Raw genomic sequence first — 6,250 nt, 5'->3', positions numbered from 1 at the left:
GCGAACACTCGCCGGCACCGAGGCCGAGCCGGCGCTGCCGGACCCGCGCCGCAGCCCGGCCATGCCGACGAATCCTTGATCGGAATCCCCGACAATCCTTCTCCTGCGGCCACCAGCCGCCTTGACAAGCCAGACGCCATGACCACCGCACGCACCCTGTACGACAAGTTGTGGGACGAACACGTCGTCCACACCGAAGAAGACGGCACTGCCACGCTCTACATCGACCGCCACCTGGTGCACGAAGTGACCAGCCCGCAGGCCTTCGAGGGGCTGGAGATCGCACGCAGGCCGGTGTGGCGGCTGTCGGCCAACCTGGCGGTGAGCGACCACAACGTGCCGACCACCGATCGCTCGCAAGGCATTGCCGACCCGATCTCCAGGCTGCAGGTCGACACGCTGGACGCCAATTGCGACCGCTACGGCATCACGCAGTTCAAGATGAGCGACAAGCGCCAGGGCATCGTGCACGTGATCGGTCCGGAGCAGGGCGCCACGCTGCCGGGCATGACGGTGGTCTGCGGCGACAGCCATACCAGCACGCATGGCGCATTTGGCGCGCTGGCGCACGGCATTGGCACCAGCGAGGTCGAGCATGTGCTGGCCACGCAGACGCTGCTGGCCAAGAAGGCGAAGAACATGCTGGTCAAGGTCGAGGGCCAGACGAGCAAGGGCGTGGGCGCGAAGGACATCGTGCTGGCCATCATCGGCAAGATCGGCACGGCCGGCGGCACCGGCTACACCATCGAGTTCGCTGGCGCTGCCATCCGTGCGCTGAGCATGGAAGGCCGCATGACGGTCTGCAACATGGCCATCGAGGCCGGTGCGCGTGCCGGCCTGGTGGCGGTCGACCAGACCACGATCGACTACGTGCAGGGCCGGCCGTTCAGCCCGAACAGCGTGGAGATGGAACATGCGGTGGCCCACTGGCGCACGCTGCACAGCGACCCGGGCGCACATTTCGACAAGGTGGTCGAGCTGGACGCCGCGCAGATCCGCCCGCAGGTCACCTGGGGCACATCGCCGGAGATGGTGCTGTCCATCGAGGACCGGGTGCCGGATCCGGACAAGGAAAAGGACAGCGTCAAGCGCGGCGCCATCGAACGTGCGCTGCAGTACATGGCGCTGGAGCCGAACAAGGCGATGTCGGACATCCGCATCGACAAGGTCTTCATTGGCTCGTGCACTAACAGCCGCATCGAGGACATGCGCGAGGCGGCGGCCGTGGTGCGCCGCGTGGGCGGGCGAATTGCGCCCAACGTCAAGCTGGCGCTGGTGGTGCCAGGCTCTGGCCTGGTGAAGGCGCAGGCCGAGGCCGAGGGGCTGGACGAGGTCTTCAAGGCCGCGGGCTTCGAATGGCGAGAGCCGGGCTGCAGCATGTGCCTGGCGATGAATGCCGACCGGCTGGAGCCGGGCGAGCGTTGCGCCTCGACCAGCAACCGCAATTTCGAAGGCCGCCAGGGCGCTGGCGGCCGCACCCACCTGGTCAGCCCGGCAATGGCCGCCGCAGCTGCGATGGCCGGACATTTCGTCGACGTGCGTCGTGTGGCTTGAATACGCTTGAGGAGCGGATGATGTTGAAGAAGTTGAGCGTGACCCTGGCTTCCCTGCTGCTGCTGGCGCTGGTCGGTTGCAACACCGTCGAAGGCATGGGCAAGGACATTTCCAAGGCTGGTGACGCCATTGAAGGCGCCGCCAAGAAGTCCAAGTAACCCGGGTTCAGTGATGCAAGCCTTCACCCTTCACAAGGGCCTCGTGGCCCCGATGGACCGGGAAAACGTCGACACCGACGCGATCATCCCCAAGCAGTTCCTGAAGTCCATCAAGCGCACCGGCTTCGGCCCGAACCTGTTCGACGAATGGCGTTACCTGGATCATGGCGAGCCGGGCCAGGACCCGGGCACACGCCGCGCCAACCCGGACTTCGTGCTGAACCAGCCGCGCTACACCGGCGCCTCGGTGCTGCTGGCGCGCCAGAACTTCGGCTGCGGCTCCAGCCGCGAGCACGCGCCCTGGGCGCTGGAGCAGTACGGTTTTCGTGCGCTGATCGCCCCCAGCTTTGCCGACATCTTCTTCAACAACTGCTTCAAGAACGGCGTGTTGCCCATCGTGCTGCCGGAGTCGGCGGTGAACCAGTTGTTCGACGAGGTCAAGGCCTTCCCTGGCTACCAGCTGACGGTGGACCTGCCGCGCCAGGTGGTGATCAAGCCGGACGGGGCCGAGATCCCGTTCGACGTGCAACCCTTCCGCAAGTATTGCCTCGTCAACGGCTTCGACGACATCGGCCTGACGCTGCGCCACTCCGACAAGATCAAGGCCTTCGAGGCCGAGCGCCTGGCCCGCATGCCCTGGCTGGCCCAGCGCGTGCGCTGATTCAGATTCCTCTTTGAACATGACCATGAAGATTGCAATCCTGCCGGGTGACGGCATTGGCACCGAAATCGTTGCCGAGGCCGTCAAGGTCTTGAAGGTGCTGGACCTGTCTTTCGAGATGGAAGAGGCCAAGGTCGGTGGTGCCGCCTATGAAGCGCACGGCCACCCGCTGCCGGAATCCACGCTGAAGCTGGCCCAGGCGGCTGACGCGGTGCTGTTCGGCGCCGTGGGCGACTGGAAATACGACACGCTGGACCGGCCGCTGCGCCCGGAGCAGGCCATCCTGGGCCTGCGCAAGCACCTGGGCCTGTTTGCCAACTTCCGTCCTGCCATCTGCTATGAGCAACTGGTTGGCGCGTCCAGCCTGAAGCCGGAACTGATCGCCGGCCTGGACATCCTGATCATCCGCGAGCTGACCGGCGACATCTACTTTGGCCAGCCGCGCGGCCGCCGCACCGCGGTGGACGGGCACTTTCCGGGCGCTGAGGAAGCCTTCGACACGATGCGCTATTCGCGCCCGGAAATCGAGCGCATTGCCCACGTTGCTTTCCAGGCCGCCCGCAAGCGTGCAGGCGGCAAGGGCGGCAAGGTCACGTCGGTCGACAAGGCCAACGTGCTGGAAACCTTCCAGTTCTGGAAGGACGTGGTCACTGCCGTGCACGCGGAGTACCCGGACGTGGCGCTGGACCACATGTACGTGGACAACGCGGCGATGCAACTGGTCAAGGCGCCGAAGAACTTCGACGTGATCGTCACCGGCAACATGTTCGGCGACATCCTGTCGGACGAAGCTTCGATGCTCACCGGCTCGATCGGCATGCTGCCTTCGGCTTCGCTGAATGCGAAGAACCAGGGCCTGTACGAGCCCAGCCACGGCAGCGCGCCCGACATCGCAGGCAAGGGCGTGGCCAACCCTTTGGCTACAATATTGTCTGCCGCCATGATGCTCCGTTTCTCCCTCCAACAGCCCGAAGCCGCCGACCGCATCGAGTCCGCGGTGAAATCGGTGCTGGCCTCGGGCTACCGCACGCCCGACATCTGGAGCGAGGGCACCCAGAAGGTGGGCGCGCGCGAGATGGGTGATGCCGTGGTCACGGCACTCACCTCCACCAAAACCGGCAAAACCATTAAGAGCTGATCAGCTCCGGTTCGTCTCGCCCCTGCAACCCAGATCCCGGCGACACGAGCCGGGGAGGTCTGGATTTCTGCACTCTCACTAGGCAAGGCAAAGGCGAACTGACATGGCACAAGCACTCGTAGGACTGGTCGGCTGGCGCGGCATGGTCGGCTCGGTCCTGATGGACCGCATGCAGGCCGAAGGCGACTTCGACCTGATCGAACCGCTGTTCTTCTCCACTTCCAACGCCGGCGGCGCCGCCCCGGCGATGGCGAAGAACGAAACCAGGCTGCAGGACGCGTTCGACATCGAGGCGCTCAAGCGCTGCGCGATCATCATCACCGCGCAAGGCGGCGACTACACCACCGAAGTCTTCCCCAAGCTGCGTGCCGCAGGCTGGAACGGCCACTGGATCGACGCCGCCTCCACGTTGCGCATGAAGGACGACGCCGTCATCGTGCTGGACCCGGTCAACATGCCGGTGATCAAGAACGCGCTGAGCGATGGCGGCAAGAACTGGATCGGGGGCAACTGCACCGTCAGCTGCATGCTGATGGGCGTGGGCGCACTCTACAAGGCCGGCCTGGTCGAGTGGATGAGCACCCAGACCTATCAGGCGGCCTCCGGCGGCGGCGCGCAGCACATGCGTGAACTGCTGACGCAGTACGGCACGCTGAACGCTGAAGTGAAGGCGCTGCTGGACAATCCGAAGAGCGCGATCCTGGAGATCGACCGCAAGGTCATCGCCAAGCAGCGCAGCCTGACCGAGGCCGAAACCGCCAACTTCGGCGTGCCGCTGGGTGGTTCGCTGATCCCCTGGATCGACAAGGACCTTGGCAATGGCATGTCCAAGGAAGAGTGGAAGGGCATGGCCGAAACCAACAAGATCCTCGGCCAGGGCGAGGGCTTCGGCTCGCCTGCCGTGCCGGTGGACGGCTTCTGCGTGCGCGTCGGTGCGATGCGCTGCCACAGCCAGGCACTGACCTTCAAGCTGAAGAGAGACGTGCCATTGGCCGACATTGAGGCCATGATCGCGGCCGACAACGACTGGGTGAAGTTCGTGCCCAACACCCGCGAAGCGACCATTCATGACCTGACGCCGGTGGCTGTCACCGGCACGATGACGATTCCTGTCGGCCGTGTGCGCAAGTTGGCAATGGGCCCCGAATATCTGGGCGCTTTCACAATTGGTGACCAATTGCTCTGGGGTGCGGCCGAGCCTCTGCGGCGCATGCTGCGCATCCTGCTGGGGGCCTGAGGCCTGCCTGGGCAGGGTGCCCAGGTCAGCCTCGCATGCCACAACAGGGCTTCGAACGTGACTTGTTACACGCTCCGGCGCGCGCAAACCTGCTCCCGTTGCCACTTGGCAACAGGCAAGTGCAGCGGTTTGCGCTATTCAGCGCATTCGCGGCAACGTCAGGATTTGGATGAGCTTGGCAAGCTATATGCTTGATACAGTGCCGCTTTCCTGCCAGAAGTTCCCCACTTGTTTGGGGATATCCTGCAGGGAGTTTTGTCGTTGGCGTGCAGCCTGAGTTGCCCAGGCTCGCGGATTGCGTTTTCGGAGACGCTTTGAAGAACCCCTCATTCCTGGCCCGTGGCCCTCTGCTCAGTGCTGTTGCGGCGGCGGCGCTGCTGGCTTGTCATCCGATCGCGTCTGCGTTCAGCTTGGGCCGGATGACGGTTCAAAGCGCGCTGGGCGAATCGCTGCGGGCCGAAATCGAGATCACCGGCCTGACGGCCGACGAAGCCGCCTCGCTGCGCAGCAGCGTCGCTTCAGGTGATGCCTTCCGCGCAGCCGGTGTCGACTACAACGCGGTGCTGATCGGCGCCCAGGCCACGCTGCAACGGCGTTCGGACGGTCGCCCGATCATCCGCCTGGTTGGCGAGCGGGCGGTGTCCGAGCCCTTTGTCGACGTCATCCTCGACTTCTCGTGGAATGGCGGCCGGCTGCAGCGTTCGTACACGCTGTTGATCGACCCACCGACCACACGCAGCAGCGCCGGCACCCAGTCCGCGCCTGTGAATGCCGCGCCGGCGATCTCGGCCGCACCGATTGCGCCCACGCCGGCTCCCGCACCGGTGGCCCCGCCGCCCATTGCCACCGCGCCCTACACCCCGCCGCGCCCGGCGCCCGCACAGGCCCCGACAACTGCGCCGCGTCCGGTGGCCAGCCAGCCTGCCACGCCTTCCTCTGCCTCAGGCGACAGCGTGAAGGTGCGCAGCGGCGACACCTTGTCGTCCATCGCCAATGCCAATGCGCGCCAAGGCGTGTCGCTGGACCAGATGCTGGTCGGCCTGTACCGCGGCAATCCGCAGGCCTTCCTTGGCAACAACATGAACCGGCTGAAGGCCGGCGTGGTGCTGAATGTGCCTGACGCGCAGAGCGCCGGCAGCATTGGTGCCGACGAAGCGCACCAGGTCATCCAGGCCCACAGCGCCGACTTCTCGGCCTTCCGCCAGCGCCTCGCCGAAGGCGCGCCTGCGGTCAAGACGACTGAATCGGCCCGCCAGGCCAGTGGCAAGGTCGAGGCCGCGGTGCAGGACCGCAAGCCTGGCGGCCCCGCCACCGCGCCCGACCAGCTGAAGCTCTCGCGCGGCAAGACCGGCGAGACCGAAAGCAAGATTTCTAAGGAAAGTGAGCGCAAGGCCGCCGACACCCGCGTGGCCGAGCTGTCGCGCAATGTCGAGGAGCTGAAGAAGCTTTCCGGTGGCAACAAGGCTGCCACTGCGCCTGCGGCGGCCAGTGCGCCGCAGCTG

At 65.5% G+C, this 6,250-nt stretch carries 6 protein-coding genes; all 6 read left to right on the top strand.

What is annotated here, in order from left to right; all coding sequences use genetic code 11:
• Positions 1–138: 138 nt before the first annotated feature.
• Positions 139–1,554 (top strand): 3-isopropylmalate dehydratase large subunit, encoded by a 1,416-nt coding sequence (gene leuC / locus FKP22_RS17885; RefSeq protein ID WP_141288925.1) that lies wholly within the window; start codon positions 139–141, stop codon positions 1,552–1,554.
• A 38-nt stretch (positions 1,555–1,592) separates the two neighbouring features.
• Complete coding sequence (locus FKP22_RS17880) at positions 1,593–1,712, top strand: entericidin A/B family lipoprotein (protein ID WP_375140595.1); 120 nt, start codon at positions 1,593–1,595, stop codon at positions 1,710–1,712.
• 13 nt (positions 1,713–1,725) lie between these two features.
• Positions 1,726–2,373 carry a 3-isopropylmalate dehydratase small subunit gene (gene leuD / locus FKP22_RS17875; RefSeq protein WP_141288921.1) on the top strand — a complete coding sequence of 216 codons (648 nt, stop codon included), beginning with the start codon at positions 1,726–1,728 and terminating at the stop codon, positions 2,371–2,373.
• 25 nt (positions 2,374–2,398) lie between these two features.
• Positions 2,399–3,511 carry a 3-isopropylmalate dehydrogenase gene (gene leuB, locus FKP22_RS17870; RefSeq protein WP_141288919.1) on the top strand — a complete coding sequence of 371 codons (1,113 nt, stop codon included), beginning with the start codon at positions 2,399–2,401 and terminating at the stop codon, positions 3,509–3,511.
• A gap of 103 nt (positions 3,512–3,614) precedes the next feature.
• Positions 3,615–4,748, top strand: a complete 1,134-nt coding sequence (gene asd, locus FKP22_RS17865; RefSeq protein WP_141288918.1) for an aspartate-semialdehyde dehydrogenase — start codon at positions 3,615–3,617, stop codon at positions 4,746–4,748.
• Between the two features lie 419 nt (positions 4,749–5,167).
• Positions 5,168–6,250: type IV pilus assembly protein FimV (locus FKP22_RS17860; protein ID WP_141288916.1), on the top strand; the 1,083-nt coding region annotated here is incomplete at its 3' end.

The organism is Ideonella azotifigens (genome assembly GCF_006519715.1).
Lineage (GTDB): Bacteria > Pseudomonadota > Gammaproteobacteria > Burkholderiales > Burkholderiaceae_C > Ideonella > Ideonella azotifigens.
The sequence above is the reverse complement of the archived record's forward strand: the minus strand, read 5'-3'. Positions and strand labels throughout refer to the sequence as shown.

Excerpts from the sequence above, each read along its gene's own strand:
- leuC (WP_141288925.1), top strand. The coding sequence starts at position 139 with ATGACCACCGCACGCACCCTGTACGACAAGTTGTGGGACGAACACGTC.
- leuB (WP_141288919.1), top strand. The coding sequence starts at position 2,399 with ATGAAGATTGCAATCCTGCCGGGTGACGGCATTGGCACCGAAATCGTT.
- leuD (WP_141288921.1), top strand. The coding sequence starts at position 1,726 with ATGCAAGCCTTCACCCTTCACAAGGGCCTCGTGGCCCCGATGGACCGG.
- asd (WP_141288918.1), top strand. The coding sequence starts at position 3,615 with ATGGCACAAGCACTCGTAGGACTGGTCGGCTGGCGCGGCATGGTCGGC.